Annotated in this window: 27 protein-coding genes; 18 read left to right on the forward strand and 9 right to left on the reverse strand. The window is 64.1% G+C overall.

Features of this window, described 5'->3' with window-relative positions; genetic code table 11:
- Positions 1-67: 67 nt before the first annotated feature.
- Positions 68-1,429, forward strand: a complete 1,362-nt coding sequence (locus tag QZ186_RS04075; RefSeq protein ID WP_296415911.1) for a histidine phosphatase family protein — start codon at positions 68-70, stop codon at positions 1,427-1,429.
- Positions 1,430-1,459: 30 nt separating this feature from the next.
- On the forward strand, positions 1,460-2,737 hold the full coding sequence (locus tag QZ186_RS04080; RefSeq protein ID WP_296415913.1) for a dihydroorotase: 1,278 nt from the start codon (positions 1,460-1,462) through the stop codon (positions 2,735-2,737).
- Here the strand turns inward: QZ186_RS04080 and lepB are convergent.
- A complete protein-coding gene (gene lepB, locus QZ186_RS04085) occupies positions 2,706-3,467 on the reverse strand; it encodes a signal peptidase I (protein WP_296415914.1) in 762 nt (253 codons plus the stop codon). The genes QZ186_RS04080 and lepB overlap by 32 nt on opposite strands.
- A gap of 62 nt (positions 3,468-3,529) precedes the next feature.
- Here lepB and QZ186_RS04090 point away from each other — a divergent pair, with 62 nt between their 5' ends.
- Positions 3,530-5,023, forward strand: a complete 1,494-nt coding sequence (locus tag QZ186_RS04090) for a hypothetical protein (protein WP_296415915.1) — start codon at positions 3,530-3,532, stop codon at positions 5,021-5,023.
- Here the strand turns inward: QZ186_RS04090 and QZ186_RS04095 are convergent.
- Positions 4,989-5,363 (reverse strand): ArsC/Spx/MgsR family protein, encoded by a 375-nt coding sequence (locus QZ186_RS04095; protein ID WP_296415916.1) that lies wholly within the window; start codon positions 5,361-5,363, stop codon positions 4,989-4,991. The genes QZ186_RS04090 and QZ186_RS04095 overlap by 35 nt on opposite strands.
- Positions 5,360-5,719 (reverse strand): 2Fe-2S iron-sulfur cluster-binding protein, encoded by a 360-nt coding sequence (locus QZ186_RS04100; RefSeq protein WP_247479943.1) that lies wholly within the window; start codon positions 5,717-5,719, stop codon positions 5,360-5,362. The genes QZ186_RS04095 and QZ186_RS04100 overlap by 4 nt, the downstream gene beginning before the upstream one ends.
- Before the next feature lie 142 nt (positions 5,720-5,861).
- On the opposite strand from QZ186_RS04100, the gene QZ186_RS04105 reads away from it, so the two are divergent.
- A complete protein-coding gene (locus QZ186_RS04105) occupies positions 5,862-6,530 on the forward strand; it encodes a class I SAM-dependent methyltransferase (RefSeq protein ID WP_232197283.1) in 669 nt (222 codons plus the stop codon).
- Here the strand turns inward: QZ186_RS04105 and QZ186_RS04110 are convergent.
- The gene (locus QZ186_RS04110; protein ID WP_247477932.1) at positions 6,527-7,042 is read right to left on the reverse strand and encodes an inorganic diphosphatase; all 516 of its coding nucleotides are present in this window, start codon (positions 7,040-7,042) and stop codon (positions 6,527-6,529) included. The two genes, QZ186_RS04105 and QZ186_RS04110, sit on opposite strands and share 4 nt — an antisense overlap.
- Positions 7,043-7,400: 358 nt before the next feature.
- Positions 7,401-7,847, reverse strand: a complete 447-nt coding sequence (locus QZ186_RS04115) for a hypothetical protein (protein ID WP_010316672.1) — start codon at positions 7,845-7,847, stop codon at positions 7,401-7,403.
- A 240-nt stretch (positions 7,848-8,087) separates the two neighbouring features.
- On the opposite strand from QZ186_RS04115, the gene QZ186_RS04120 reads away from it, so the two are divergent.
- The 4 genes from QZ186_RS04120 to QZ186_RS04135 all read left to right on the forward strand — a co-directional run bounded on the left by QZ186_RS04120 (position 8,088) and on the right by QZ186_RS04135 (position 12,816).
- Positions 8,088-9,914, forward strand: a complete 1,827-nt coding sequence (locus tag QZ186_RS04120; RefSeq protein ID WP_296415919.1) for a proline--tRNA ligase — start codon at positions 8,088-8,090, stop codon at positions 9,912-9,914.
- 28 nt (positions 9,915-9,942) lie between these two features.
- Entirely contained in the window at positions 9,943-10,353 is a 411-nt protein-coding gene (psb27, locus tag QZ186_RS04125) for a photosystem II protein Psb27 (protein ID WP_010316676.1), read from the forward strand.
- Positions 10,354-10,501: 148 nt separating this feature from the next.
- A complete protein-coding gene (locus QZ186_RS04130) occupies positions 10,502-11,815 on the forward strand; it encodes an adenylosuccinate synthase (protein WP_010316677.1) in 1,314 nt (437 codons plus the stop codon).
- A gap of 5 nt (positions 11,816-11,820) precedes the next feature.
- The gene (locus QZ186_RS04135; RefSeq protein WP_296415920.1) at positions 11,821-12,816 is read left to right on the forward strand and encodes an adenosine kinase; all 996 of its coding nucleotides are present in this window, start codon (positions 11,821-11,823) and stop codon (positions 12,814-12,816) included.
- Here QZ186_RS04135 and cutA read toward each other — a convergent pair.
- Positions 12,809-13,129: a divalent-cation tolerance protein CutA gene (gene cutA / locus QZ186_RS04140; RefSeq protein ID WP_296415921.1), complete on the reverse strand. Its 321-nt coding sequence runs from the start codon at positions 13,127-13,129 to the stop codon at positions 12,809-12,811. The two genes, QZ186_RS04135 and cutA, sit on opposite strands and share 8 nt — an antisense overlap.
- Positions 13,126-13,968: a precorrin-6A/cobalt-precorrin-6A reductase gene (locus tag QZ186_RS04145; RefSeq protein ID WP_296415922.1), complete on the reverse strand. Its 843-nt coding sequence runs from the start codon at positions 13,966-13,968 to the stop codon at positions 13,126-13,128. The genes cutA and QZ186_RS04145 overlap by 4 nt, the downstream gene beginning before the upstream one ends.
- Positions 13,969-13,979: 11 nt before the next feature.
- Here QZ186_RS04145 and QZ186_RS04150 point away from each other — a divergent pair, with 11 nt between their 5' ends.
- Positions 13,980-14,456 (forward strand): single-stranded DNA-binding protein, encoded by a 477-nt coding sequence (locus QZ186_RS04150; protein ID WP_296415924.1) that lies wholly within the window; start codon positions 13,980-13,982, stop codon positions 14,454-14,456.
- Between the two features lie 4 nt (positions 14,457-14,460).
- Here QZ186_RS04150 and QZ186_RS04155 read toward each other — a convergent pair whose 3' ends face one another.
- Complete coding sequence (locus QZ186_RS04155; protein ID WP_247477948.1) at positions 14,461-14,682, reverse strand: hypothetical protein; 222 nt, start codon at positions 14,680-14,682, stop codon at positions 14,461-14,463.
- Between QZ186_RS04155 and QZ186_RS04160 the strand changes: the two genes are divergently transcribed.
- Genes QZ186_RS04160 through QZ186_RS04170 form a run of 3 tightly spaced genes read left to right on the forward strand, consistent with a single transcriptional unit; the run spans position 14,681 to position 17,304 of the window.
- On the forward strand, positions 14,681-15,223 hold the full coding sequence (locus QZ186_RS04160; RefSeq protein WP_296415925.1) for a DUF2854 domain-containing protein: 543 nt from the start codon (positions 14,681-14,683) through the stop codon (positions 15,221-15,223). The genes QZ186_RS04155 and QZ186_RS04160 overlap by 2 nt on opposite strands.
- Before the next feature lie 44 nt (positions 15,224-15,267).
- A complete protein-coding gene (argB, locus tag QZ186_RS04165) occupies positions 15,268-16,152 on the forward strand; it encodes an acetylglutamate kinase (protein ID WP_010316686.1) in 885 nt (294 codons plus the stop codon).
- Between the two features lie 6 nt (positions 16,153-16,158).
- Positions 16,159-17,304 (forward strand): DUF3153 domain-containing protein, encoded by a 1,146-nt coding sequence (locus QZ186_RS04170; RefSeq protein ID WP_296415926.1) that lies wholly within the window; start codon positions 16,159-16,161, stop codon positions 17,302-17,304.
- On the opposite strand, the gene priA is transcribed toward QZ186_RS04170, so the two are convergent.
- On the reverse strand, positions 17,301-19,556 hold the full coding sequence (gene priA, locus QZ186_RS04175; protein WP_296415928.1) for a primosomal protein N': 2,256 nt from the start codon (positions 19,554-19,556) through the stop codon (positions 17,301-17,303). The genes QZ186_RS04170 and priA overlap by 4 nt on opposite strands.
- A 408-nt stretch (positions 19,557-19,964) precedes the next feature.
- Between priA and rpoD the strand changes: the two genes are divergently transcribed.
- The 6 genes from rpoD (at position 19,965) to hemC (ending at position 26,441) form a co-directional block, all read left to right on the forward strand.
- On the forward strand, positions 19,965-21,377 hold the full coding sequence (gene rpoD, locus QZ186_RS04180) for an RNA polymerase sigma factor RpoD (RefSeq protein ID WP_296415931.1): 1,413 nt from the start codon (positions 19,965-19,967) through the stop codon (positions 21,375-21,377).
- 80 nt (positions 21,378-21,457) lie between these two features.
- Complete coding sequence (locus QZ186_RS04185) at positions 21,458-22,558, forward strand: glycosyltransferase family 2 protein (protein ID WP_296415933.1); 1,101 nt, start codon at positions 21,458-21,460, stop codon at positions 22,556-22,558.
- A 2-nt stretch (positions 22,559-22,560) separates the two neighbouring features.
- Complete coding sequence (locus tag QZ186_RS04190) at positions 22,561-24,327, forward strand: glycosyltransferase family 39 protein (RefSeq protein ID WP_296415934.1); 1,767 nt, start codon at positions 22,561-22,563, stop codon at positions 24,325-24,327.
- Between the two features lie 5 nt (positions 24,328-24,332).
- Positions 24,333-25,001: a phosphatase PAP2 family protein gene (locus QZ186_RS04195; protein ID WP_296415936.1), complete on the forward strand. Its 669-nt coding sequence runs from the start codon at positions 24,333-24,335 to the stop codon at positions 24,999-25,001.
- Complete coding sequence (locus tag QZ186_RS04200; protein WP_296415938.1) at positions 24,994-25,407, forward strand: DUF1824 family protein; 414 nt, start codon at positions 24,994-24,996, stop codon at positions 25,405-25,407. Before QZ186_RS04195 ends, QZ186_RS04200 begins: the two co-directional genes overlap by 8 nt.
- 80 nt (positions 25,408-25,487) lie before the next feature.
- On the forward strand, positions 25,488-26,441 hold the full coding sequence (gene hemC / locus QZ186_RS04205) for a hydroxymethylbilane synthase (protein ID WP_296415939.1): 954 nt from the start codon (positions 25,488-25,490) through the stop codon (positions 26,439-26,441).
- The last annotated feature ends 17 nt before the right edge of the window (positions 26,442-26,458 follow it).

Below are 26,458 nucleotides of genomic sequence, written 5' to 3' on the forward strand. Positions count from 1 at the left end.
CATTCTGCGGCCCAGTGAGGGGCCATAGAGCCCTCAAATACGATGCCGTTTCGTTAAGGAAGTGCCCGTGTCCCTCCGGATCCTGCTGGTTCGCCACGGCCTGAGCAGCTTCAACCTCGAGCACCGGATCCAGGGCCGAGATGACCTCTCGAGCTTGACCGATGTGGGCGCCAAGCAGGCGCTGGCCACCGGTGAAGCCCTGCGGGGTCTGACGATTGATGCGGCTTACAGCTCTCCGCTGCGGCGCGCCCACGACACGGCCAAGGCCCTGCTGGCGGCGCAGGGATCCAGCGTGGATCTGCAGTTGAGCGATGACCTGCTCGAGGTGGACCTGGCCCCTTGGAGTGGCCTGCTGAGCAGTGAGGTCCAGACGCAGTTCCCACAGGACTACGCCACATGGAAACGAAGCCCTGAGCAGCTCCAGCTACGGCGCGCCGATGGATCCGAGTACGCCCCGATCCCAGAGTTGATGGCGCAGGCCCAGCGCTTTCTCGATGGTCTGCTGGCGGCCCATGACCCGGGGGGAAGCCCCAAGACCGTTCTGGTGGTCGGTCACAACGCGATCCTGCGTTGCCTCGTGCTGGCCCTCCTTGGCTTGGAGGCTTCCGGCTTCCGTCGCCTTCGCTTAGAGAACGCCTCCTTGTCGGTGTTCAACGTCAGTCCTGCGCCAGCCGGTTCGGCCTCCAAGCCCGTCGCGGTTCAAATCGAATCGCTGAACGGCACGACCCACCTGCAGCCCGAGGTTTGCGGAAGCAGCCTGCCCAGCAAAGGTCCAGGCCCCCGGATGCTGCTGGTGCGCCATGGCGAAACCGACTGGAACCGCCAAGGGCGCTTCCAGGGTCAAATCGATATCCCCCTGAACGAGAACGGCCGAGCCCAAGCCGCCGCCGCCGGCGAGTTCCTGCGCAAGGTGAGCTTCGATCGGGCCTATTCCAGTTCCATGTCTCGCCCCCGTCAGACGGCGGAGGGGATCTTGAAGCACCACGCGGGGGTGCCCCTCACCAGCGTCTCTGATCTGGTGGAAATCGGCCACGGTGAATGGGAGGGCCGCCTGGAGGAGGAGATCTCTGCGGGCTGGGCGGAGCTCCTGGCCGACTGGAAACGGGCCCCCGAAACCGTGCAGATGCCTGGTGGGGAGACCATTCACGACGTCTGGGATCGCTCCTTGCGGGGCTGGAACACCATTGCGGCGAGCTTGTCCGCTGAGGAGACCGCCCTGGTGGTCGCCCACGATGCGGTGAATAAGACGATCCTCTGCGCGTTGCTGGGCCTGACCCCGGCAGACATCTGGGCCGTCAAGCAGGGCAACGGCGGCGTCACCGTGATCGACTACCCCAACGGAGCCGATCAGGCTCCAGTGGTGGTGTGTTTGAACCAAACGGCGCATCTTGGGGGGGTGATCGATCGAACCGCTGCCGGTGCGCTCTGATCGCCCCAGTCCCCCGCGTTGACCATGTCCATGTCTCTCCCCCAAGCCCTGGTGCTGCGCCAGGTTCAGCTGTTGGAGGGACCAGGCCAGGCGCTTCGCCGCACCGACGTGCGTCTGGAGCAGGGCCGGATCGTCTCCTGGGGTGAGGGTTGCCTGGATCAAAGCACCCCAGAGATGGAGGCCTCGGGGCTCCTGTTGGCCCCTGCCCTGGTCGATCCCCATTCCTGCCTGGACGATCCCCAGAACGGGGTGGCTGAAACCAGGGTCTCCCTGGAGCGTTCCGCGATTGCGGCGGGCTATGGCACCGTCGCTGTTCTGCCGGACTCCTGCCAGTGGCGCGACTCCCCTGAGCGGCTTCAGGCACTGGGTCCGGTGTCCTCAGGGGGCTTCGAGCTTCTGCGCTGGGGCAGCTTCAGCCTGGCGGGGGATGGCCAGGAGCTGGCCCCCCACGGCGATCAATTGGCCAGTGGAGCCCTGGGGCTGGCGGATGGCGCCCAACTCCCCTCTCTGCCGCTGCTTGAGCGTGGCCTCAGCCTGGCGGAAATGGACAACGCTCCCGTCCTCCTCTCGCCCCGTGATCGCCGCCTGGCTCAAGAGGGGTTTGTCCGAGAGGGGGTCGCGGCCCTGCGGGCGGGATGGCCCATGGATCCCTCCACCAGTGAAAGCCTGCCCCTGCGCAGCCTGTTGGCGCTGGCCGAGCGCTATCCCTCGCGCCGCCTGCAGCTGATGAATCTCTCCACCGCCGAGGCGGTGAACCTGCTTGAGGCCGTCGCCCCAGACCAGCGCCCGCCCGCCACGGTCTGTTGGTGGCATCTGCTGGTGGACTCCGCCAGCTTGGATCCGATCGCGGAGGGGTGGCGTGTGGAGCCGCCCCTGGGATCCGCCCTGGATCGCCAGCGGCTGAAGCATGGGCTGCGCCAGGGGCTGATCAGCGCCGTGGCGGTTCACCATCAAGCGCTGGATCCTGAAGAGCAGTTGCTTCCGGTGGATCAGCGCCGCCCTGGTGTCGCCGGCCATCGCTTCGTTCTGCCGGCCCTCTGGCAGGAGCTGGTGCAGACGGATGGCTGGAGTGCCGAGGAGCTCTGGCAGGTGCTCTGTTTTGGCCCCGCCTCACTGCTTGGTCTCGCTCCTCCCCAGCTGTCTCTCGGCACGGATCGCTGGTTGCTCTTTGACCCCCAGCAGGTCTGGTCGGCCCAGCAGGATTCCTACGCTCCGCTGGCTGCCAACCAGCCCCTGGCGAAGGCAACCCTCAAGGGGCAGGTGCTGGCGACGGGGCTTAACCCCCAGCTTTGGCGCCGGAGTCCTTAAGCGGATCGCTGCTCGCTAACGCACCGGATGTGGGGAGGGGCCAGAAGCGCCAGAAGGCCCGTCCAATGATTTCCTGCTCAGGAAGGAAGGCGCCACCGGGCCAGAAACGACCATCCCAGCTGTTCGCCCGGTTGTCCCCCAGCACCAGGACATGGCCCGGAGGGACAACGGCATTCAGGGTCCGGCATTGCCCCATGCCCAGGGCATCGACGGGGCAGTAGTTCTGCACGTAGGGCTCCTTGAGCCAGGTGCCGTTGATGTTGACCTGCCCTCGCGGGTTGACGACGACCCGATCACCGGAGACGGCGACGACGCGTTTGATGTAGGCATCACAGGCCGGATCGGCGACCCCTGGAATGCTGTTCAGAATGGGCAGCTGGGCCAGGACGCAACTGAAGGGTCCGACCTTGCGATCAGCGCTCAGAACGGGATCGAAGTGGTGGGGTGCATGGAAGACCACGATCTCCCCTCGTTTGGGTGAGCGGCTGCGCAGGGAGAGTTTCTCCACCAGCAGCCGGTCCTGCAGCTGTAGTCCAGGCAGCATCGAACCCGAGGGGATGTAGCGGGCCTCCAGGACGTAATGGCGCACGCCCAGGGCCACTCCGAGGGTGATCAGCACCCCCCTCCAGAACACCCAGGGACTCTCCTGGGGGGGCTGTTGAGGGTTGCGTTCGGGGTCTGAACCTCCGCTGTTGCTGCTGGCGGCTTGTGTTGGATCGTGCGAGGACAAGGACGGGGCTGCCAGCTGGGGGTTCGGCTAGGGAAGATTAGGTCCGTCCCCTCGCTTGATCGATGGTTCGTCCGCGTTGGTTGTCCGTTCAGCGAACCGGCGCGGCGCGCAGCTGGTTGATCTGGGATCGGACCATTGCCCTTTGGGCCACGGTCAATTTGGTCTGGGTGGTCTTTGACATCACCTATGTCCCCTTCCGCACCTTCTGGTTGCAACGGAATCTGACCCCGATTCCCCAGGTGCCGCTGGTGGTTCCGCTGACGGTTCTGCCCAACATCACCCCGCTCTACGACCCGGTGAAGGGCATTGAGCCCCATCGGGAGACCCAGGGCTATCTGCAGCAGTTCGACCAATTGGATGGGGCCCTGCTCAAACCCGCTCCCTTGAGCAGTTCGGTTCAGTTGCGCCGTCAACAGGTGGCACTGACCGAGGCGATGATCAACGAGAACCCCTTTGCCGCCTCAGGCAACAGCGGCACCCTCGAGAAAATCAAGAACCGCCTGCGTCAGCGCGCTGGCTTGGACTCCGCCAAGCAGTCCGCCCAGCGCCTGCTCTCGGACGGCTGGCTACAGCAACACTCCTGGGAGGAGGAGCGGCGTTTCTGGCAGCAGCAGATCCTGCCGCTGGTGGCCACGAGCTATTGGCGCTCCATTGATGAGAACGGCCGCCCCAGCGATCACTTCTGGCGCTACGACCTTCTGCTCTTTCAAAGCGTCTTTGCCTTCGACATCCTGCTGCGGATGCTGCGTTTGCGGCGGCGCTTCCCAGGCCTGAGTTGGCGGGATGCCCTGCTGCGGCGTTGGATCGATCTGCCGCTGTTGCTGCCCTTTTGGCGCTGGATGCGCCTGGCGCCGGTGGTGGAGCGCTTGAGTCAGACGGGGATGATCAATGTCGAGCCGCTGCGGGCCGTGATTAGTCGCGGTGTCGTCTCGCTCTTGGCGTTGGAGCTCTTTGAGGTTTTGGCTCTGCAATTGGTGGATGGCACCCAATCGCTGATTCGATCTCCCCAGTGGCCGCGCATGATTCGGAGCCTGCGCAGCCACCAGAGTGTCAGCGCGCTACCCCCCCAGCTCGAGCAGCCCCTCCTGGGTTTGCTGCAGTTGTGGGGACCGATGGTGCTCGGCCAGGTCACCCCCAGGCTGACCCCAGAGCTGCAGTCCCTGCTCAGCCATGCCCTCGAGCAAAGTCTGCGGGAGGTGCCTGGGGGGGCGGTGGTTCCCTCTGCCCTGGCCCGTCAGCTCACCGCCAGCATGGTGGAGACCGTCGTTGAGCTCTCCCGGACAACTGCGGATCGCTTGGCACAGAGCGATGACCGGCAGGCGGAACTGCTGCAGCGCTTCGGTGATCGCTTCTGGGAGGAGTTGGCGGCGGCTCTGGAGCGCGGGGACACCCTGGAGCGCAGTCAGGAGCTGCTCTGCGGCTTGCTCCAGCAGGTGAAGTTGAACTACTTGGCCCAGGTCAACCGCGCCGGCATCGGCGCCTTGATGGAGGAACTCGATGAACTGACAGCGCCTGTGCCGCTTAGCCCAGAGCCGCCTGCCACTCCTCAGGCTTGAATCCCACCAGGGCCGTGCCGGCTTCGGTGATCGCGAAGGGACGCTTGATCAGCTTCCCGTCGGCAGCCAAGGCAGCAAGGGCCTCGTCATCGCTGAGTGCAGCCACGGCTGCGGCACCAAGGGCGCGATAGCTCTGGCCACTGGTGTTGAACAGCCGCTTGCGCCCCAGGCTGTTGAAGGCCAGGCGCAGGTCGTCCAGGCCCGGGGGCTTGAGGGTGATATCGATCAGCTCGAGATTCCCATTCCCAACAGAAAAGCCCTGCTGGTCAAGCCATTGCAGGGCTTTGCGGCAGGTGCCGCACTTGGGATAACTGAAGAGCCGAAGACGGCTGCTGCTCACTTGCCCAGCAGGCTCTTGATGGCGCCCACGAGGCTGTTGGAGCCGCTGCCGGTGCCGCCTTGGGGGCGGGTGCGAACGGTCACATCACCGTTGACGCTGGTGCGGCAGCTCAGGCGGTAGTTAGCGGGACGGTCAGCCAGGTAGACCTGCTCGACGTCGCTACGGGGGGAGAGGTTCTGCATGCCCTCAACCACCTCGACGACGCAGGTGCCGCACTGGCCGACACCACCACAGTTATTGAGGTTGTTCAGACCGCCGTAGGGATTGACGCCTGCATCCACGGCAGCCTTGCGAAGGTTGGCCCCTTCAATGCATCCGACCTGCTGGCCTTCCTGTTCAAAACGGATGGTGGGCACGGTCGGGCGGGGATCTTCGGCGCCGACAAACCTACCTGGCCGCAGACGTTCTTTGACGTTGTTTGCTGCGGCTGACACCAAATGCAGCGTCCTGCCGTGTCGCATTGGGCTGCTTAGCATTGGCCTTTCTTTGGCCGAAACGGTGCATCCAGCGGGTTACGACCGTCTCCAGAGCCAAGTCATTCCCGGCTACGGCAGTCTGGCTCGCCTGGCCGTGGCCCTGCTCAGCAGTTCACCCCAGGCTCAGATCGAGGGATCATCCGTCCTGGTGGCGGGCTGCGGCACCGGCGCGGAGCTTCTGGAAGCGGTTGCGCAGCGTCCGGATTGGCGGCTGACGGCCTTGGATCCCAGCGACGAGATGCTCCAGGCCTCGCGCGATCGCCTGGGTGAAGGGGTTCCCATTCGTTGGCATCAAGACACGGTCGAGGGGTTTGTCGCCGCTGACGCCGAAGCCGGTGGCTACGCCGGCGCCCTTTCGGTGCTGGTGCTTCAGTCCCTTCCTGATGACGGCAGCAAACTGGCCTATCTGAGCGCCCTAGCCCAGTGCCTGCAGCCCGGGGCTCAGCTGGTCTTGGTTGACTTGATGCGCAGCTCCCTGACGTCGTTGGAGCCCCAGCTCGATGCGGCCTGGGATCGCTTCCAGCGCGCCAGTGGCCTCGATCTCACCCGCGATCAGTTGGCCTCGGAGGGTTTGCATCCCATCGGTCTGGCCCGTCTCACCAGCCTGGTCAACGCCGCTGGTTTTGGTGATCCGGCCCGGGTGTTTCAGGCCCTGGGTTTTGAAGGCTTCTTGCTGCAGAAGCGGGGTTAAGGCTGTTGCGCTGCGGCGCTGCAGGCTTCGATCAGCGCAGGGACGGCGTCCGCATCGAGCCACCCCAGGATGTCGACGACCCGGCCCTCCATGCTCTTGTAGGTCCGGAAGAATTCGGCCACCTCTTCCAGCTGCACCGGAGCGATCTGTCGAATGCTGTTGATGCCCCGTTGGTTGGGATCGGCCGCAGGAACGCAGAGGAGCTTGCCGTCATGGGCCCCCTCGTCGAGCATGTCGAGGATGCCGATGGGACGGGCCTGGATCAGGCATCCGGCAAAGGTGGGTTCGTGCATGATCACCATCGCGTCCAGAGGAGCGCCGTCCTCTGCGAGGGTGTTGGGGATAAAGCCGTAGTCGAAGGGATAGCGCACGGAGGAGTGCAGCACCCGATCGAGGGCCATCACTCCAGCCTCTTGGTTGAACTCGTATTTATTGCGGCTTCCAGCTGGAATCTCCACCACCAGGTTCACTAGCCCTGGCCGCGGGGAGGCCTGCAGACTGCGCAAATCCATGGCTGGGTTGCTCGATCACGCCAGAGGGGGGAGCCGCTACCTGAGCGGGACCCGATCGACTGCCCAGCACGCTGGCGATGGGAATCACCATGGTGCAGACGGCAACGACAAAGCCCAGAAGGGGAGCGGCGGAGTCGTAAATCGGGCTGGAACTAAAGGGTTCCTCGCTCGATTCGCTCAACACGGGGGTGGATCTGCTGCTTGCGGCTTGCGTGGTGGCCGGAGCCTGAGCCGCAGGAGCGGATCCGCTGGTTCGGGGAGGGGGGTCTGAGTCCATCGAGGGGGTTAATGAAAACCCTCAGTACAGATTAGATATGTGCATCCTGACATCCGGCGATGGGACTGTCAGGTGCAGCGTCTATGCCGCGGGGCGTTCTTGCTCGTGCTGATCCCGCCGGCTATCGAGGGTGGTGGGGCTGAGATTGCTGGAGTCCAGAAGCTCTCGAATCGTGCGCAGTTCTTCGAGGATCGAACCCAGGAGTTGCTGGGTTGCCGTTGAAGGGGAGTTCAGTACCTCAACGGTCACTTCCTTGATGCGCAGGACGTCCCGGGCGAAGCGAGCCACCTCATTGGGGTGGAACATCAAGGGTTCTTTCTGATCGCTGCGGTACTCGGGGTTGAGTTTGCGGGGATTGAAAGGCGGGTTGAGGTTGCGCGGATCGGTGTTGGTGTAGCGGTAGACCGAGGCCCGTGAGCGGTTCAACGAACGCTGAACTTCGTCGATGCCAATCAGGTTCTCGGATTGTTCGGAGCTATTGGCTGCGCCTTCTGCACTGGCTTCAATCGCAGCGGCTGCACTGGCCATCCCTTGCCCCATTCCTGAAGTGAACGAATGGGGGTTCATGAGACGTGCGTGCGACGGGTTGGAATCCAGCGGAAACTAGCAGGCTTTCCTCTCTGCAACTGAAATTTCGTCTTGATTTCCGCTTCACTTGTGGCGCTTTTTTAAGCGGGTGGGACGGAACGGTTCGTGGGGCTGCAAATGCTGGCTCCAGGGCTGCTCGAGCAGGTGATAGCTTCCGGCCTCTTTCCTTGCTCGGATCCCATGCGCGTCTCCCGCCTGATGCTGGTGACGCTGCGGGATGACCCCGCCGAGGCTGAGATTGCCTCCCACAAGCTGCTGCTGCGAGCCGGCTATATCCGCAGGATTGGCAGCGGCATCTACGCCTATCTCCCCCTCCTCTGGCGCGTCCTTCAGAAGGTCTCAGCCGTTGTCCGCGAGGAACTCAACGCGGCGGGTGCCCTGGAGACGCTCCTGCCCCAGCTCCAGCCGTCTGAGCTCTGGCAGCGCAGCGGGCGCTGGGCCGGGTACACCGACGGTGAGGGGATCATGTTTCACCTTGAGGACCGTCAAGGTCGCGAGCTCGGTCTCGGCCCGACCCACGAGGAGGTGATCACGGCACTCGCCGCTGATCTGCTTCGTTCCTACCGGCAACTCCCGGTCAACCTGTATCAGGTGCAGACCAAGTTTCGCGATGAGATTCGTCCCCGCTTCGGTCTGATGCGTGGGCGCGAATTCATCATGAAGGACGCCTATTCGTTCCACGCCAACGAGGACTGCCTGAAGCAGACCTACGGCCTGATGGACCAGGCCTACCGCAGGATCTTTCAGCGTTGTGGCCTGCGGGCCGTCGCCGTCGAGGCCGACAGTGGTGCCATCGGCGGTTCGGCCAGCCAGGAATTCATGGTCACGGCTGAATCCGGTGAGGATTTGATCTTGGCCGCCGGCGATGGCCGCTACGCGGCGAACCAAGAGCGGGCGGTTTCCCTACCACCCGAGCCCCAGCCGCTTCCGCCCGGCTCGGCTGTGGAGCGGATCGAGACCCCTGGTCAAAGCACCATTGAGGCCCTGAGCCAGGCCCAGGGTTGGCACCCCACGCAGGTGGTCAAGGTGCTCCTATTGCTGGCTCGCTTTGAAGACGGTCTGCAGCAGCCGTTGCTCGTCTCCCTGCGGGGCGACCAGCAGCTCAATGAGGTCAAGTTGAGCAATGCCGTCAGTCACCGGCTCTCGGCTAAGCACGGCACCCTTTTGGACCTGCAAGCACTGCAGCCCGATGAGGCGGCCAAGCAAGGCCTGACGGGGATTCCCTTTGGCTACATCGGGCCGGATTTGAGCGACGTGGTGCTCTCCGGTGCCAAGTCTTGGGCCACCCGCTTTGAGCGCTTTGCCGATGGCACCGCCAAGGCCTTGGAGGTCTTCATCTGCGGCGCGAATGAGCGTGATGCCCATCGGCTGGGCGTGAGCTGGGCTGCGCTCGGGGGGGCTCCTGATTCAGCCGATCTGCGCTCCGCGCAGCCCGGAGATCGCTGCATTCATGACCCCAGCCAAACCCTCGAAGCCAGCCGTGGCATTGAGGTGGGGCACATCTTCCAGCTTGGCAGGAAGTACTCCACGGCCCTGGACGCCACCTTTACCAATGAGTCCGGCCAGGAGGAGCCCCTGTGGATGGGCTGCTACGGCATCGGTGTATCGAGGCTGGCCCAGGCCGCCGTCGAGCAACACCACGACGCCAATGGAATCTGCTGGCCCACCGCAATCGCTCCCTATGAGGTGATTGTCGTGATCGCCAACGTCAAAGAAACGGAGCAGGTGGACTTGGCGGAACGTCTCTACGACCAGTTGCAGGCGGCCGGCGTTGATGTGCTGCTCGACGACCGCTCTGAACGGGCTGGCGTCAAGTTCAAGGACTCAGAGCTGCTCGGAATTCCCTGGCGGGTCGTGGTCGGTCGCGGCGCGGCTGAGGGGCAGGTGGAGTTGGTTCAGCGCTCCACTGGTGCCAAACAGGACCTCGCGGCCGACCAGCTGGAAGCCACCTTGCTGCCCCAGCTCCTGCTGGAGCGTCAAGGACTTCTGGCCTCCGAGGCCCCCTAGGATCCCGCTCAAGTTGATCCCGAGTCCGATGGCAGCTGGTTGGCGTCGAATCAAAGCAGCCCTGCTGGCTGTCTGCCTGGGCCTGACCCTGCTGGTGACGGCTTGCTCTGGCAGCTCGGGTCCCCTGACCGGTAACTACGCGGAGGACACGGTTGTCGTCGCGGATCAGCTGATGGCCACCATTGCCATTGCGGCTGATGATCCTGGCCGCAGTGAGGCGGAGACCTCGGCACGGGCCCTGATCAATGACTACATGGCCCGCTACCGCCCCCAGGCCAAATTCAACGGCTTGGCCTCCTTCACCACGATGCAGACGGCCCTGAACTCCCTGGCGGGCCACTACGCGAACTACCCAAATCGCCCCGTCCCCGATGCCCTGAAGGAGCGCCTGAATAAGGAGCTCAAAAAAGCTGAGACTGGTGTCGTGCGCGGCGCCTGATCGTCTCCGCCTTCGTTGTTTGAACCCAAAGCGGCCCATCCGGGCCGCTTTTTTAATCCAAACAATTCCGTGATTGTTTTGACGGAGGGTCACCCCATCTGAGATCCTTGATCCTTGTGCTTAGAAGCGGCTGCGGGCCGCTGTGTCCTTGGCCAACGTTGTCGTCATCGGTGCTCAATGGGGTGACGAGGGGAAGGGCAAGATCACCGATCTCCTGAGTCGTTCGGCCGATGTGGTCGTCCGTTATCAGGGCGGTGTGAATGCCGGCCACACGATTGTTGTGGACGACAAGGTGCTGAAGCTGCACCTGATTCCCTCCGGCATTCTTTACCCAGGAACCGTCTGCCTGATCGGCTCCGGCACCGTTGTGGACCCCAAGGTCATGATCGGTGAGCTGGACATGCTCGCTGAGAACGGCATCCCGGTCGACGACCTGCGTTTGGCCGCGACGGCCCACGTGACGATGCCCTACCACCGCCTGTTGGATCAGGCGATGGAGCAGCGCCGCGGGGATCAGCGCATTGGCACCACCGGCCGTGGCATTGGCCCGACCTACGCCGATAAGTCCCAGCGCAACGGGATCCGGGTGATCGACATCCTGGATGAATCGCGCCTTCGGGAACGTTTGGCCGGTCCGCTGGCGGAGAAGAACGAGATCCTGCAAAAGATCTACGGCATCGAGCCCCTGGATTTCGACGCCGTCGTTGCTGAGTACGTGGCCTATGGCCAGCGCTTGGCTCCCCACGTCGTCGATTGCACCCGCACCATTCACCAGGCGGCCAAGGCCAAAAAGAACATCCTGTTTGAGGGTGCCCAGGGCACCCTGCTGGATCTCGATCACGGCACCTACCCCTACGTCACCTCCTCGAATCCAGTCAGTGGTGGTGCCTGCATTGGTGCTGGCGTCGGTCCGACCCTGATTGACCGCGTGATCGGTGTGGCCAAGGCCTACACCACCCGCGTCGGTGAAGGTCCCTTCCCTACGGAATTGGAGGGCAGCCTGAATGACCACCTCTGCGATCGAGGTGGTGAATTTGGAACCACCACCGGACGTCGCCGCCGCTGCGGTTGGTTTGACGGGGTGATCGGCCGCTATGCCGTTGAGGTCAACGGTCTCGATTGCCTGGCCATCACCAAGCTCGATGTTCTCGATGAACTCGACGAGATCCAGGTCTGTGTGGCCTATGAACTCGATGGCCAGCGCATCGAGCATTTCCCCGGCTCCGCTGAGGATTTCGCTCGCTGTCAGCCCATCTTTGAGACCCTGCCGGGTTGGCAGACCTCCACGGCTGATTGCCGCCGCCTTGAGGATCTTCCCCCGACGGCCATGAGCTATCTCCGCTTCCTTGCTGAGCTCATGGAAGTGCCGATTGCGATCGTTTCCTTGGGTGCTGATCGCGACCAAACCATCGTGGTCGAAGACCCCATTCACGGTCCCAAGCGGGCCCTGCTGAGCCGCTGATTCCCATGCCTGAAGTGAAGACCTTGGATGTTGTCGGGATCGGCAACGCGATCGTTGACGTGCTTGTTCAGGCCGACGATGCCGTCATCGAGGGCTTTGGCCTGACCAAAGGCACGATGGCCCTGATTGATCAGGACCAAGCCGAGTCGCTCTACTCCAAGCTCGGCCCTGGCTTGGAAACCTCTGGGGGATCCGCGGCTAACACCCTGGCTGGCATTGCCCAGCTTGGCGGGCGTGCTGGCTTTATTGGTCGGGTGCGGGATGACCAATTGGGCACGATCTTTGCCCATGACATCCGTGCTGTGGGGACCCGTTATGAGACCCCCGCAGCAACGGCCGGGGCCTCGACCGCACGCTGCTTGATCCTGGTGTCACCGGATGCGCAGCGCACCATGTGCACCTACTTGGGTGCCTCGGTTGGCCTCGATCCCAGCGATCTGAATCTCGAGATGGTGGCCCAGGCGAAGGTGCTCTACCTCGAGGGCTATCTCTGGGATAGCGACGACGCCAAGGCTGCTTTTCTTGCGGCCGCCAAGGTGGCGAAAGAGAACGGTGCCGAAGTGGCGCTGAGCCTCTCCGATGCGTTCTGCGTGGAACGCCATCGCGACAGCTTCCTTGAGCTGGTCGACGGCCATGTCGACATTCTCTTTGCCAATGAGATGGAGATCACCTCCCTCTACAAGGCCAATAGTTTTGATGAGGCCGCCCAGGCTGTCCGCGGCCGCTGCCGCATCGCCGCCTTGACCCGCAGCGAGCAGGGTTCTGTGATTCTCAGCGGCGATTCATCGATCGCCATCAAGCCCTTCAACCTGGGCCCGCTCGTGGACACCACGGGCGCCGGTGACCTCTATGCCGGTGGTTTCCTGCATGCCTATACCCAGGGCGAATCGCTGGAGCGCTGTGGTCAGCTCGCCTCGCTCTGCGCTGGTCAGGTGGTGACCCAGCTGGGTCCCCGCTCCCAGGTCGATCTGAAGGCCCTCGCCCAGACGCACCTCAACTAGGGCGGCAGGCCGCTTCAGCCCAGGCTCCATAGCCAGGGCTGGCTTCTGCACTCCAGACGATCCATTCGGGTGTCTCGTAGCTGTGGTGCTCATGGACGGCGGCCTCCAGGGCCTGCTGCTGCTCTCGAGTGGTTTTGATCAGCAGCTCGACCTCCGCGCTGTCCTCGATCTGTCCCTGCCACCAGTAGAGGGCCCGTTGCGGTCGCAGGGCGACGCAGGCCGCCAGACGCCTCTCCAGAAGAACGCGGGCGAGGGCCTCGGCGGTCTCTGTGTTGGCCTCGGTGGTGAGGGCCAGGATCAACGATGGGCTCATGACCGCGCTTGCGCTGCCCCAACTTGACGCAGGATTCCTTCCGGTGTCAGGCCTACTGGCAGCTGTTCTGCGGGGGGGCGGATCTGGATCAACTGCAGGCCCAGCTCCTGGCTGAGGTTCTGCCAGATCTGCTGGGTGAGTCCCCCGGATTGCCTGCAGAGCACGGCGCTGATCCCCCAGCGCCGGCAGAGGGCGCGTTCGATGGCGCCCTCCGGCAAAGCCCCGGGCCGCACGCAGGCCAGCTGTTGCGGTTCAAAGCCTGCCGCTAGGGCAAGACGCAGGCTCTCCGGGTTGTCGAGGATTCGCGCGAAGTGCTGCGAAGCGGAGCTCTGGCGCAGGGCCGCTTGGAGGTGTCTCGAGCCAATGGCCAGGAGCAGTCGCTCTCCCCCCAGCGCGATGGAACGCAGATCCTCGAACTGTTGGATCCCATGGATCCGGGTTCCTTCAGGCAGGCGAGGGGTCTCCCGTTGCAGTCGCAGCAGGGGTTGGTTCATGGCCTGGCAGCGCCGTTGCAGCCTGCCGCTGATCACTGCGGCGAAGGGATGGGAGGCATCGAGCACCCAGCGGGGTCTGAGCGTCCTCAGCAGTTGATCAACGGCCTCATCCTCCTGGAGCTTCCCCACCTGAAAGCGCAGATTGGGGTGGGACCGATAGGCCCGTGTGGCGGAGGCGCTGACCACGCTGACCAGGACGTTCCAGCCCTGCTGCAGCAAGGCCTGGGCCAGGGGCGGACCATCCCCGGTGCCTGAGACCAACCAGATCGTCTCGGCAGGGGCCGAGGTCGAGGAATCCCCCTGGTGAAATTCCAGGCCTTGCATCAGGATGTGGCCCCGTGCCATTGACCGGTCCTGTGAACCATTGCTTGCTGGAGGTGGAGGTGCTGGAGGCGCCTCAGGTTCGATACACCCAGGACAACCAAACTCCAGTGGCGGAGATGGCCGTTCAGTTCGATGGGCTGCGTCCTGATGATCCGGCGGGTCAGCTCAAGGTTGTCGGCTGGGGAAGTCTTGCTCAGGACCTGCAGAACCGTGTGCAGGTTGGCCAGCGGCTGATGGTCGAGGGTCGTCTGCGGATGAACACCGTGAGCCGCCAGGACGGGACCAAGGAAAAGCGCGCTGAATTCACGCTCTCCCGCCTGCATCCCCTCGGTAGCAGTGGCGGTGGCAGTGCCGCCCCTCGTCCCGCCGCTGCTGCACCGGCTGCTGCACCGGCTTCGGCTCCTGCCCCTGTCCGCAGTGCCGCCCCCGCACAGCAGCAGCCTCCCACCTGGAACACCGCACCCCTGGTTCCTGACCTTCCCGAGGGCGAGGACGAGATTCCGTTCTGATCGCTTAGCTGCTGGGGCTGAGTCGTTCTTGGGCCTGCTCCAGCAGCTGACCCAGTTCACGCTCCAGGGCGGCCAGGTCTAAGCGCAGTTCTGGCCAACGTCCCTGGTCCAGCTGCTGCAACAACCAGAGCCGGTCCCGTTGCAGCTGTTCAACCAGCTCCGCTGTGCTGGGGGCATCCTGCGCGGGGTTGGGCTCCTGCCCCCCGTTGACCGAAGATGCCTGCATGCTCGCAATCGCTTCCCCCGGCAGCCTAGTCACCTTGGCTGGTGCGGCCCTCTCGGTCATTGGCTGGATTGGCTACGCCACCTCCAATCCGAACCTCAGCCTGCCGACGATTTTTTACGGCATCCCGATCCTCTTGGGTGGGTTGGCTCTCAAGTCCTCCGAACTGCCCCCTGCAGAGCTCCTGGAGGCAGAGCCAGATGCGGTTGCCCTGCGTGAGCAGGCCGCCAGTAAGACCCTCCGCAAGCTGGTGAAAGACGTCACCCGTTGGCGCTATGGCCAGAAGGCTCACCTCGAGAGCTCCCTGGAGGCCCTCAAGCTCTGGGATGAGGATGAGCCCCCTCAGTTGATCAGCGTGCTTGAGCGCGCCGTCGACGGTCGCTATGCCGTTGCGATGCGGTTTCGCTGTGAAGCGGTTCCCTTCGAGCGTTGGCAGGAGAAACAGGACCGACTGGGCCGATTCTTCGATCGCGGCCTGCGGGCAGAGCTCAGTGAGCCCTCCAAAGGTGAGGTGCTCCTTGAGTTGTTGCCTGCTGCTGGCTAAACCTGAGCACATCTAGGCCCCTCTTCTCGAGACAAGTCCCTCCCTTGAGCGAACGTCCTGCTGATCGCACTGACGCCCTGCGGGTGTCGGTGCTGAGTGAAGCCCTCCCCTACATCCAACGTTTTTCCGGCCGCCGCGTCGTCGTGAAATACGGCGGTGCGGCCATGGTTCGCGAAGACCTGCGCGATGCGGTCTATCGCGACTTGGTGCTGCTTGCTTCGGTCGGCGTGAAGCCGGTGGTCGTGCACGGCGGCGGGCCCGAGATCAATGAGTGGTTGGGGCGCCTGAACATCGAGCCCCAATTCCGCAATGGCCTGCGGGTGACCTGCCCGGACACCATGGATGTGGTGGAGATGGTCCTGGTGGGCCGGGTCAACAAGCAGATCGTCAACGGCTTGAATCGTCTGGGCGCCAGGGCCGTGGGCCTCTCCGGTAGCGATGGCCCGCTGGTGCGGGCTCGCACCTATGGCGATGGGACCAATGGCCTGGTGGGGGATGTGGCTGCGGTGGACCCGTCTGTTCTCTTCCCCTTGCTGGATGCCGGCTACATCCCCGTCATCTCCTCGGTGGCAGCCGACGCCGAGGGCCAAGCCCACAACATCAATGCCGACACCGTCGCTGGGGAGTTGGCTGCAGCCTTGGAAGCGGAGAAATTGATTCTCCTGACCGATACCCCGGGGATCCTGCGGGACCGGGAAGACCCCAGTTCGTTGATTCGCTCCGTGAGTCTCTCCGGCGCCCGCGAGCTGATCAGCAGCGGTGTCGTGGCCGGTGGGATGACGCCGAAAACCGAATGCTGCATTCGCGCCTTGGCCCAGGGGGTCGCCGCCGCCCACATCGTCGATGGCCGAACGCCCCATGCGCTCTTGCTGGAGGTGTTCACCGACGCGGGCATCGGCACGATGGTCACCGGCCGAACCAACCTCTAGGTGCCGGTGGAGGAGTCCAACGCGGCCCAGCCCGCGGAGCCGTTTGATCCAGCGACGCTTCTCCCGGCACGATCAGCCCTGGAGAGGGGCGACTACGGCACCTGTGAACGCTTGCTGGAGCCGCTGCTGCAAGCCCACGGCGCGATGACCCGGGCGGGGGGAGAGGTCCGGCTTCTGCTGGCCACGGCCCAGTTGGGGCGTGGGGATCACAAGGCCGCCGCGGCGACCTGCCGCAGCCTTCGGGCCTGCCGCGACACCACCCTGCGCGCCCAGGCCAAGGACCTCCAGGAGATCCTTGACGCGCCGGCCTTGGTGAGGCCCAGGGAGTGGTCGATGACCCTTCCGAGCCTGGGGGAGATGAAGCCCCTGGAGGGCGAGCTCAAGGCGATGGCCCGTCAACGCCGCCGCCGCCGCGGACCCCCAGAGCCACCACCACCGCCCACTGGACCCACCCAGGCTCCCTTGGGTTTCGCTGTCGTGGCGATCGTTCTTTTACTGCTGACGGCTTTGCTCGGTGGGTGCGTTGACCTCGAGACCCAGCTGCGCTTCCCCGGCCCTGGACGCCTGCAGTTTGAGCAGCGCAGTCAATCCCAGACGGATCAGCCCCTTCCTTGGCAGAGCCAATGGCGGCAAGGGCTGCGCGGCCGCTCCCTGCGCGTGGATCAAGACCATGGCCGCCTGACGCTGGCCTCGCCGGTGCTGCCTGCTGCTCAGGCTTTGAGGCTGCTGCAGGACAGTCTTGAGCAGGGTGCTGCATTGGCCAACCTGGATCTACCCGCACCTGAACTGGACTTCCAGGAGCGCAACTGGTTGATCGGCGTGCGTCAGCGGCTGGCCATCCAGCTGGATCTGGAGACGCTCCAGCCCCTGCCTGGATTGCAGTTGAGCGTTGCCCTCGAACCACTTCCGCTGCGTGCGATTCAGTCCTCTGGGCCCATCCCCGCCCGCGCCATGCGTCGGGGCAAGGGCGAGCCTGAGGTTGTCCGTTGGCGCCTTGAGCCCGGGGCGGTGAATACGCTCCAGCTCTCCTGCTGGCGCTGGAGCAAGCTTGGCCTGGGCACCCTGGCCATCAGCCTGCTCCTGCTGCTGGTGGCACTGCTTCAGCGGCTGCGCATTGCCGCTGGTTTTGGCTTGCCCCAGCTGCCGGCCTAGAGCTCCAGCGGATCTGGGTCGATCGCCAGACTGACGTCATTGGGGAGCAGGGCCCGCAGCTCTGTCTCCATGGGCAGTGGAAGCTCAGAGTCGGCTGGTCCGTGCAGCAGGAGCTGCCAGCGGCTGTTCCCCGCCACCCTGGCCACCGGTGCTGGAGCTGGTCCGATCAGCAGCCACCCCTGCTGCATCAGCGCCGCACGCAGGTGTTCCGCCAGGCTGGAGGCGGCCGTCGCGGTTCGACTGGCGGATGGTCCCGCGAGGCGCAACAGGCAGGCCCGGCTAAAGGGAACCAGGGATGCGGCCTGCCGTTGTTGGAGTTCCTCCTTCAAAAAGGCTTCATAGCGGCCATCCACCAGATGGCGAATCACGGGATGTTCGGGGCTGTAGGTCTGCACTAGGACCTCCCCAGGACGGTCCCCTCTCCCCGCACGGCCGGCCAATTGCAGCAGCAGCTGCAGGCTTTCCTCTGCGGCCCGCAGATCGGGTCGATGCAGGAGCCCATCGGCGGCCAGCACGGCAGCCAGGGTCACCCGCGGCAGATCCATCCCCTTGGCGAGCATCTGGGTTCCGATCAAGACATCGGCTTCCCCGCGGGCAAACCGCTCAAGGAGTTGCCGATGGCCATCGCGCCCGCGGGTGGTGTCCCTGTCGAAGCGCAGCAGCCGCAGCTCCTCCAGTTCGCCCGAGAGGTGCTCCAGCACCTGTTGCGTTCCGGCCCCAAAGGGCTTGAAGGCCGTGGAGCCGCAATGGCCGCAGCGGCGCTCCACCTCTGCACGGTGGTCGCACCAGTGGCAGCGCAGCCAGGAGCGCTCCCGTTGCCGGTGCACCGTGAGAGCCACGTCGCAGTGGGGACACTGCACCACTTCGCCGCAGCTGCGGCAACTCAAAAAACTGCTGTAGCCCCGCCTGGGCACCAGCACGACCGCCTGCTCCCCCCGTTCTTTGAGGGTCTGGAGCCGGTCCATCAGCGGCCGACTCACCAGACGCCGGTGGCCCTCCGCCAGTTCCTGCCGCATGTCCACCACCAGGACCGGTGGCAGGACACTGCTGCCAATCCGCTTGGGGAGTCGCACCAACTGGCACTGCGCCTGGGGGCCTTGGCAGGCGTGCCAGGTCTCCAGGCTTGGGGTGGCACTGCCGAGGATCAACTTGGCCCCGCTGGCTTGAACCCGCAGTTGGGCCACGTCTCGGGCGTGATAACAGGGCATCGGGCTGTCCTGTTTGTAGGAGCGATCGTGCTCCTCATCGAGCACCACCAAGCCCAGCTGCTTGAGCGGTAGAAAGATCGCCGAACGGGTGCCCACCACCAGCAGCGGAGAGGGGCTATCGAGGCAGTGGCGCCAGGTTCGAATGCGCGCGCCATCACTGCAACCCGAGTGGTATTCAGCCACCGCCGCACCAAAACGGGCTCGGCTGCGGTCCAGCAGCTGGGGAATGAGTCCAATCTCTGGGGTCAGCAGCAACACGGACCGTCCCGCTTGAAGCTCGCGCGCGGCGGCCTGGAGATAGACCTCCGTCTTGCCAGCCCCCGTCACCCCCCAGAGCAGGAGCTGGCTTCCTGGTGGAGCTCCCTCAATGGCGGCTAGCGCTTGGGCTTGATCCTCAGTGAGCTGCTTGGGGATGCTGCCGTCGCCCCCTGGGCGCATCACCTCCTCGGCCTGAAAGGGGCGCCGCTCTCGTCGAAGGATTCCCCGGCGCTGCAGGGTGTCACTGACCGAGCGGCTGACCTGAGCGGCCTCGAGGGCCTGGGTTTGCCAGCACTGGCCGCCGTGGGCCTCCAGCACCTGGAGCAGACGGCTTTGGGCGTCGCTCCAGCTGCTGCGCTCCGTTTCCGTGGGGGGCTGAATCAGCTCGAGCCAGAGCTGCTCCCGCGGCCGCTGAGCCGCTGCGGCCGGGCGCTGCCCAAGCCAGCCAGGGGGTAGGACCGCTTTGAGCGTTCGGAAGGAGGTGGTTCGGCACTGTTGCGCAACCGTCTCAATCAGGCTTTGCCAGTCGGGCTCAACAGCGGCCTGTTGATGGACGGTTTCGATCGGTTGCAGGGCTTTGCCGGCTAAGGCCGCGGGCCGTTCATCCAGCAGCTCCAGCACCAGCCCGATGTGGCGCCGTCCCCGGAGTCGAATTTGCACCAGATCCCCTCTGGCGCAGGGGAGTTGCTTGGGGTTGCTGTAGGTGAACACCTGCCCCTCACGGCCCGCCTCAAGCCAGACCTGGACCCAGGAACCCTGGCCATCTGCTGGGGTGGGGCCGGTCACTCTTGCAAAGCTCTTGGGAGTTTCTTAAGATGAGTCTGTTGAGCAGTCCATAGGGCTGCAGTCGGAACCCGGCAAAGTTCCGTCCAGCGGGAAGATCTTGAGGACAGCCAGCACTGCTGCGCGCCCGATCTGCGACCACCCCTGACAGCCTTGCTGGGCTTCTGGCCCCGTTTCCCACCCTTTCTATTCCCCTCAGCACGCCGCCAAGTCCCTTGGCAAGTCTGCTGGGTTCGTTGACGCCCCACCAATTCATCGTTCCCATGGGTCATTGAGCCTTGACCGGCTCTGTCGCCCGATCGATGCGGCCCTTCGCCGACTCCGGTCGATCGATGATTGGCACCTCGCCCTTGGCTTGGTCGGGTCTGCGTCTGACGTGTCAACCGCCTCAACATCATCTAGCCGAACGCGATGAGTCCTGCTGCTGCGACAAAGAAGTCAGCGACCACCAAGACGACCACGAAGGCAGCTGCGACGGCCAAAAAGCCCGCTGCTGAAATCCTCGCCGTGGCCAATTCTTCGGGTGAGACCGTCAAGGTGACGAAGGCCAAGGCCGCCAGCAAGACCAAGAAGGACGCCGAGGCCGCGAACAAGGTCAGCCCAACCAAGGCCAAGGCCACGAAGGCTGCATCGACGAAAGCGGCCTCCACCAAGGCCGCCAGCAGCAAAAAGCCTGCATCGACCAAGGCTGCTTCCACAAAGGCTGCGGCATCGAAAGCCACCAGCAAGAAGGCCGCGGCCGCCGACCTGGACAAGGCGGCTGATCAGCTGCTTGCAGCGGCGGGTAAGGCTCCAGCTGCCGATGCCAAGGCCACGGAGAAGGATGCAGCGAAAACCGCCAAAGCCCTGGCGAGCATCAAGATCGGGCCGAAGGGGGTCTACACCGAAGACTCCATCCGGGTTTATCTCCAAGAGATCGGCCGGATTCGACTGCTGCGTCCTGACGAGGAGATTGAGCTGGCCCGCAAAATTGCGGACCTGCTGCAGCTCGAGGAGCTAGCGAACCAGTTCGAGGCAGACAACGGCCACTACCCCGACACCAAGGAGTGGGCGGCTCTCGTCGAGATGCCCCTGGTCAAGTTCCGCCGGCGCCTGATGTTGGGTCGCCGCGCCAAGGAAAAGATGGTCCAGTCGAACCTCCGTTTGGTGGTGTCGATTGCCAAGAAGTACATGAATCGGGGCCTGAGCTTCCAGGATTTGATTCAGGAGGGCTCCCTCGGCCTGATTCGCGCCGCCGAGAAGTTCGATCACGAGAAGGGCTACAAGTTCTCGACCTACGCCACCTGGTGGATTCGTCAGGCGATCACCCGCGCGATTGCGGATCAGTCCCGCACGATCCGTCTGCCGGTCCACCTGTACGAGACCATTTCTCGGATCAAGAAGACCACCAAGACCCTCTCTCAAGAGTTCGGCCGCAAGCCCACTGAAGAGGAGATTGCTGAATCGATGGAGATGACCATCGAGAAGCTCCGCTTCATTGCCAAGAGTGCTCAGCTGCCGATTTCGCTGGAGACACCGATTGGCAAGGAGGAAGACTCCCGCCTGGGTGACTTCATTGAGGCTGATATCGAGAATCCTGAGCAGGACGTCGCCAAGAACCTGCTGAGGGAAGATCTCGAGGGCGTGCTGGCAACCCTGAGCCCCCGTGAGCGCGATGTGCTGCGCCTGCGCTACGGCCTGGACGATGGTCGGATGAAGACCCTCGAGGAGATCGGGCAGATCTTTGATGTGACCCGCGAGCGCATCCGCCAGATCGAGGCCAAGGCCCTGCGCAAACTGCGGCACCCCAACCGCAATGGCGTTCTCAAGGAGTACATCAAGTAACCAACTCTTTGACTGCGGTCCAAGCGGTTTAAGGTTCAGGCGCCGGCGGGTCTTCCCGCCGGCTTTGTCTTGAGGATTCCATGGGCTTGCGGGTCTCGATTGTTCTGCCCACCTACAACGAGCGGGGCAACATCGAGCCGCTTCTGGCCCAGCTGCTTCCCCTGGGTGAGCAGTGGGATTTGGAAATCCTGGTGGTGGATGACGACTCGGCGGATGGGACAGCAGAGCTGGTTCGTCAGCTCGCCCATGACGAACCGCGGCTTCGTCTGATCCGCCGGGTCGGGCGCTCCGGTTTGGCCAGCGCCATCAAAGAAGGTCTGCTGGATGCCACGGGCGACTTTGTCCTGGTGATGGACAGTGACGGCCAGCACGAGCCTGGCTCTGTCCGCCGCGCGATCGAGACCCTGGAAGCCGGTGGTGCGGACCTGGTCATCGGCAGTCGCTTCCATCCCGAGGCCCAGATCCTGGGGCTGAGCGATCGGCGGGAAACCGGATCGACGTGGGCCAACGCCAGTGCCCGCTTCAGCTTGCCCAAGCGCTATGCCCATCTCACGGACTACATGAGTGGCTTCTTTGCTTTGCGCCTGGAGCCGCTGCTGCCCTTGATCCGTGGCGTGGATGTCAACGGGTTCAAGTTCCTCTACGAACTGCTGGCGGTGAGCCGAGGCCGCTTGAGCACCGTCGAGGTGCCCCTGACCTTCCAGCCCCGCACCTACGGCAGCTCGAAGCTGGATCTGGCCATCTTCTGGGATTTCCTGATCTCAATCCTCCACACCCTGAGCTTCCGCCTGCTGCCCAGGCGAGCCATCAGTTTTGGTTTGGTCGGTCTCAGTGGCGTTGCGGTGCAGCTGCTGATCACGCAGCTGTTCATGGCTCTCTGGGGTCTTGGCTTTGAGCAGGCCCTCCCGATCGGTGTGATCTCAGCAGCCAGCTCGAACTACCTGATCAACAACGCCCTGACCTTCCGTTTCGCTCGCTTGAAGGGCATCCTGCTGCTGCGCGGACTGTTCAAGTTCCTGCTGGTGGCCTCCCTACCGGTGATGGCCAATGTGGGCCTGGCTTCGGCCTACTACAGCCTGATCGCACCGAATGTCTTCTGGGCCCAGTTGGCCGGGATCGTTGTCGTGTTCGTCTGGAACTACGCCGCCAGTAGCCGTTTCGTCTGGAACACCCCCAACTAGTGATGCAGAGGCTCAGAACTTGGCTGGATGCCAATCCCTCCCGGGCGCTCATCACGGCGATCGCCGCCCTGTTGGGCCTCTGTGTTCTGGCTTTCTTTAACCAGTTGGGAAGCCTTGGCCTCTTGGATAAAACCGAGGGGTTGTTCGTTGAGGTGCCCCGCCAGATGGTGCTCAGCGGTGACTGGGTCACCCCCCGCTGGAACGGTGAAACCTTTTTCGATTACCCCGTTTGGGGGTACTGGATGGTGGGCCTCAGCTTCCAGCTATTCGGTGTCAGTGAATGGGCAGCCCGCTTCCCTGCGGCCCTCGCCGCCAGCGCCGTTGTCTTTGCCGTTTTTGGTCTGCTGCTTGCCCTGGCGCCATCGACGGAGTCCGTGAGTCAACGGCTGGGGCGCGCGACCCTCTGCAGCGGGCTGTTGGCCTTGAGTCCCGGCTGGGTGGGCTGGGGCCGCTCCTCTGTCACCGACATGTTTCTGGCCAGTGGCATCAGCCTGGCCCTGTTGGGCTTTGCCCTGGCCTACTGGCGCAGGGATCAACAGGTCCTGAGGCGCCTGGGCCATGTGGTGTTGGCGCTCTTCTGCGGGATTGCGGTGCTGGCGAAAGGTCCCGTTGGCCTGCTCCTACCCGGCCTGGTGATCATTGGTTTTCTGCTGCTACGGCGTGATCTCTGGCCGGAGGTTCGTCAGACCCCATGGCTGGCGCTGCTGTCCCTGTTTTTGGGTGTGACCCTGCCTTGGTATGTGGCAGCGACCCAGGCCAACGGGTTCACCTTCCTCGCGCGCTTCATCGGCTTCAGCAACCTGGAGCGCTTCACCTCGGTGATCTACGCCCACCCAGGTCCCCCTTGGTTTTATTTGCCCTGGTTGCTGCTACTGGCACTGCCCTGGTCGCTCTATCTCCCGGCGGCAATCCTCAAGCTGCAGGTCTGGGCTCCCCAGCGCTGGCACCGCAGTGATGCGGGCGAGGCCCTCGCCCAATTCGGCTTGATTTGGCTTGTGGTGGTGGTGGCTTTCTTCTCCGCCGCGGCGACCAAATTGCCCGGCTACATCCTTCCGGCCGTTCCGGGTGCAGTCCTTCTGGTGGGCCTCTTGTTTGCGCCCCTTTCCCCGGGCACGGGCCATCCCCCTTGGCTGGATCGTCTGCAGCGGGGCAGCGGTTGGTTCAATGCCGTGCTCTTGGGGCTGATGGCCTTGGCCGCCGTCCTTGCCCCTCGCTTGATTGAGGTGGATCCGGCCTACCCCGGTTTCGCGGATGCCATCGCCCAGTCCGGCTTGCCCTGGCTGCTGGCACTCCCCTTGGCAGGTGCCTGCGGCGCGTTGATCTGGTTGCTTCGTGCGCGGGATGGCGTCGCCCTGCGTTGGCTTTGGCTCCCCAATGCCGCTGGGTTTGCGGCGGTTTTGGCCTTGGTGATTCCCGTCTTGGCGCCCCTGATGGATCGTGAGCGCCTGCTGCCGATCCGGGTGTTGGCCCGTCAAGCCGCTGCCTCAGCTGCGCCGGGTGAACCGCTGCTGGTGGCGGGCTACAAGCGCTACAGCGTGGTGTTCTACAGCGGTCGTCCGGTGCTCTTCGTTCACGACGCCCGTTCGGCCATCGATCAGCTGGAGGCCCAAGCCCTGCCCGTTGACTCGGTGTTGGTCCTGGGGTCTGATCGTGAATTGCTGGACCTTGGCGTGGGACCCGGTGATGCGGAGCTGCTGGGCCGCCTGGATGCCCACCGCCTGATCAGACTGGACCGCACCACCCTCGATCAGTTGAGCCAGAGACGGTGATCGCCATGCCTCCTCTTCTGCGTGAGTGGTTGAACGCCCTTGGACGGCGCCGATTGCTGTTGACCCTGGCCATTGCGGTTGTCTTGCTGGTGGTGAGTCCAACCCTCAAGGCCAATGCCCCGGACTCCTTCGATCGCGTCCTGCTCGATGGGCTGCACCAGCGCATCCCCGCCTGGCTTGGACAGCTGCTGCTGGTCGTCTATCAAGCCAGTGGCATTCATGTGACCGCTGTTTTGGTCCTGGCTGTTCTGGGTTTCCTGGCCTTCAAGCGCTTCTGGCCTGATTTGGTCTGCGTCGTGGCCGGAACCGGCGGCATTTTGGTGATCGTTGATCGCTTGCTGAAGCCCTGGTTTGATCGACCCCGCCCCGACGCCAGCCTGCTGGAGCTGAGTGGCCGCAGTTTTCCCAGCGGCCATGCAGCCGGTTCGGTGGTCTTCTATTTCATGAGCTGCACCCTGCTGGCGGCCCACTACCCCAGGCTGCGCCGGCCGTTGTTTGTTCTCTCGAGTCTTTGGGTCGCCTTGGTTTGGCTGAGCACCCTCTATTGCCGCGCCCATTGGCCAACGGACATCCTGGCTGGGGCGGCCGTCGGTTATGTGTGGCTCAGCTTCTGCCTGGCCGGTTTCACCGTCTGGGAACGGCACCACCCCACTTCTTCCTCCATCCATGGCTGACGGGCCCTCGCTGCTGGCATCACTGAAGGGACTGCGCACGGCGCCTGAGCTCTCCTCAGCTGAGCAGGGGCAACTGCTGGAGGAACTGACCCAGGCCATGGCGACCTGCGAGTGGTTCACCGTGGGTGTGATGGCCCCCTCCGCAGCCCTTGCGGTCGCGACCCTGCGGGCGCTTGAGCAGCGCTTCTCCTGGGAAACCCTGGAGCTGGATCCAGCCGGTGAGGAGCTGGCGACAATCGAGGGCCCCGTCTTCCTGAAGGCGAATCAGAACAACGGTCGTTTTTTGGTGCGCCGTGAGAGCGGCCTTGGCGAAGGTCTGTTGATCACTGGACACAACCCCGTGGATCCCAGCACCGAGGACACCTGGGGGCCCCTTCCCCTGGCCCTCTTCGCAAACGACGACTGATCAAGACTTTGCGGCCTTTGGCCGCGATGGGCACACCACTCCCTAGGCTTGGCGGCTGTTTGCTGCCTTGATGCATTCCGATGGCTGGTTCCCAACTGCGCATTGCCTCTCGCCGCAGCCAGCTGGCCATGGTCCAGACCCATTGGGTGCGTGACGAGCTAGCCAAGGCCCATGACGGTCTCGAGATCACCATCGAGGCGATGGCCACCCAGGGCGACAAGATCCTCGATGTGGCCCTGGCCAAGATTGGGGACAAGGGTCTGTTCACCAAGGAGCTCGAGGCTCAGATGCTGGTGGACCGTGCCGACATCGCCGTCCACAGCCTGAAGGACCTGCCCACCAACCTGCCTGAGGGGCTGATGTTGGGCTGCATCACCGAGCGGGAGGATCCCGCCGATGCCTTGGTGGTGCACGAGAAGCACAAGGACAAGACCCTCGCGACCCTTCCTGACGGGGCCGTGGTGGGCACCAGCTCCCTGCGTCGTCTGGCCCAGCTGCGTCACCACTACCCGCACCTCACCTTTAAGGATGTGCGCGGCAACGTCATCACCCGCCTGGAGAAGCTCGATTCCGGCGAATTCGATTGCTTGATCCTGGCCGCCGCCGGTCTCGGTCGTCTGGGCCTAGGCGATCGCATCCACGAGCTGATCGATCCCTCCATCTCCCTCCATGCCGTGGGTCAAGGGGCCCTGGGGATTGAGTGCCGCGATGGCGACGCCAAGGTGCTGGAGCAGATCAAAGTGCTGGAGCACGTTCCCACCGCCCGTCGCTGCCTGGCTGAGCGCGCCTTCCTGCGCGAACTGGAGGGCGGCTGTCAGGTCCCCATCGGTGTGAACACCCGTTTTGAAGGGGACGAGCTCGTGCTCACCGGCATGGTCGCCAGCCTCGATGGCAAGCGTCTGATCCGCGATCAGGTGCAGGGGGATCAAACCAACCCTGAAGCCCTGGGGATTGACTTGGCCCACAAACTGAAGGCCCAGGGAGCAGGAGAGATCCTGGAGGAGATCTTTGCAACCGTTCGGCCCGAGGCCTGACACCCTTCCGGACGGGG

The organism is Vulcanococcus sp. DEBay_Sum29NL08_54 (genome assembly GCF_017859255.1).
In the GTDB taxonomy this organism is placed as follows: domain Bacteria; phylum Cyanobacteriota; class Cyanobacteriia; order PCC-6307; family Cyanobiaceae; genus Vulcanococcus.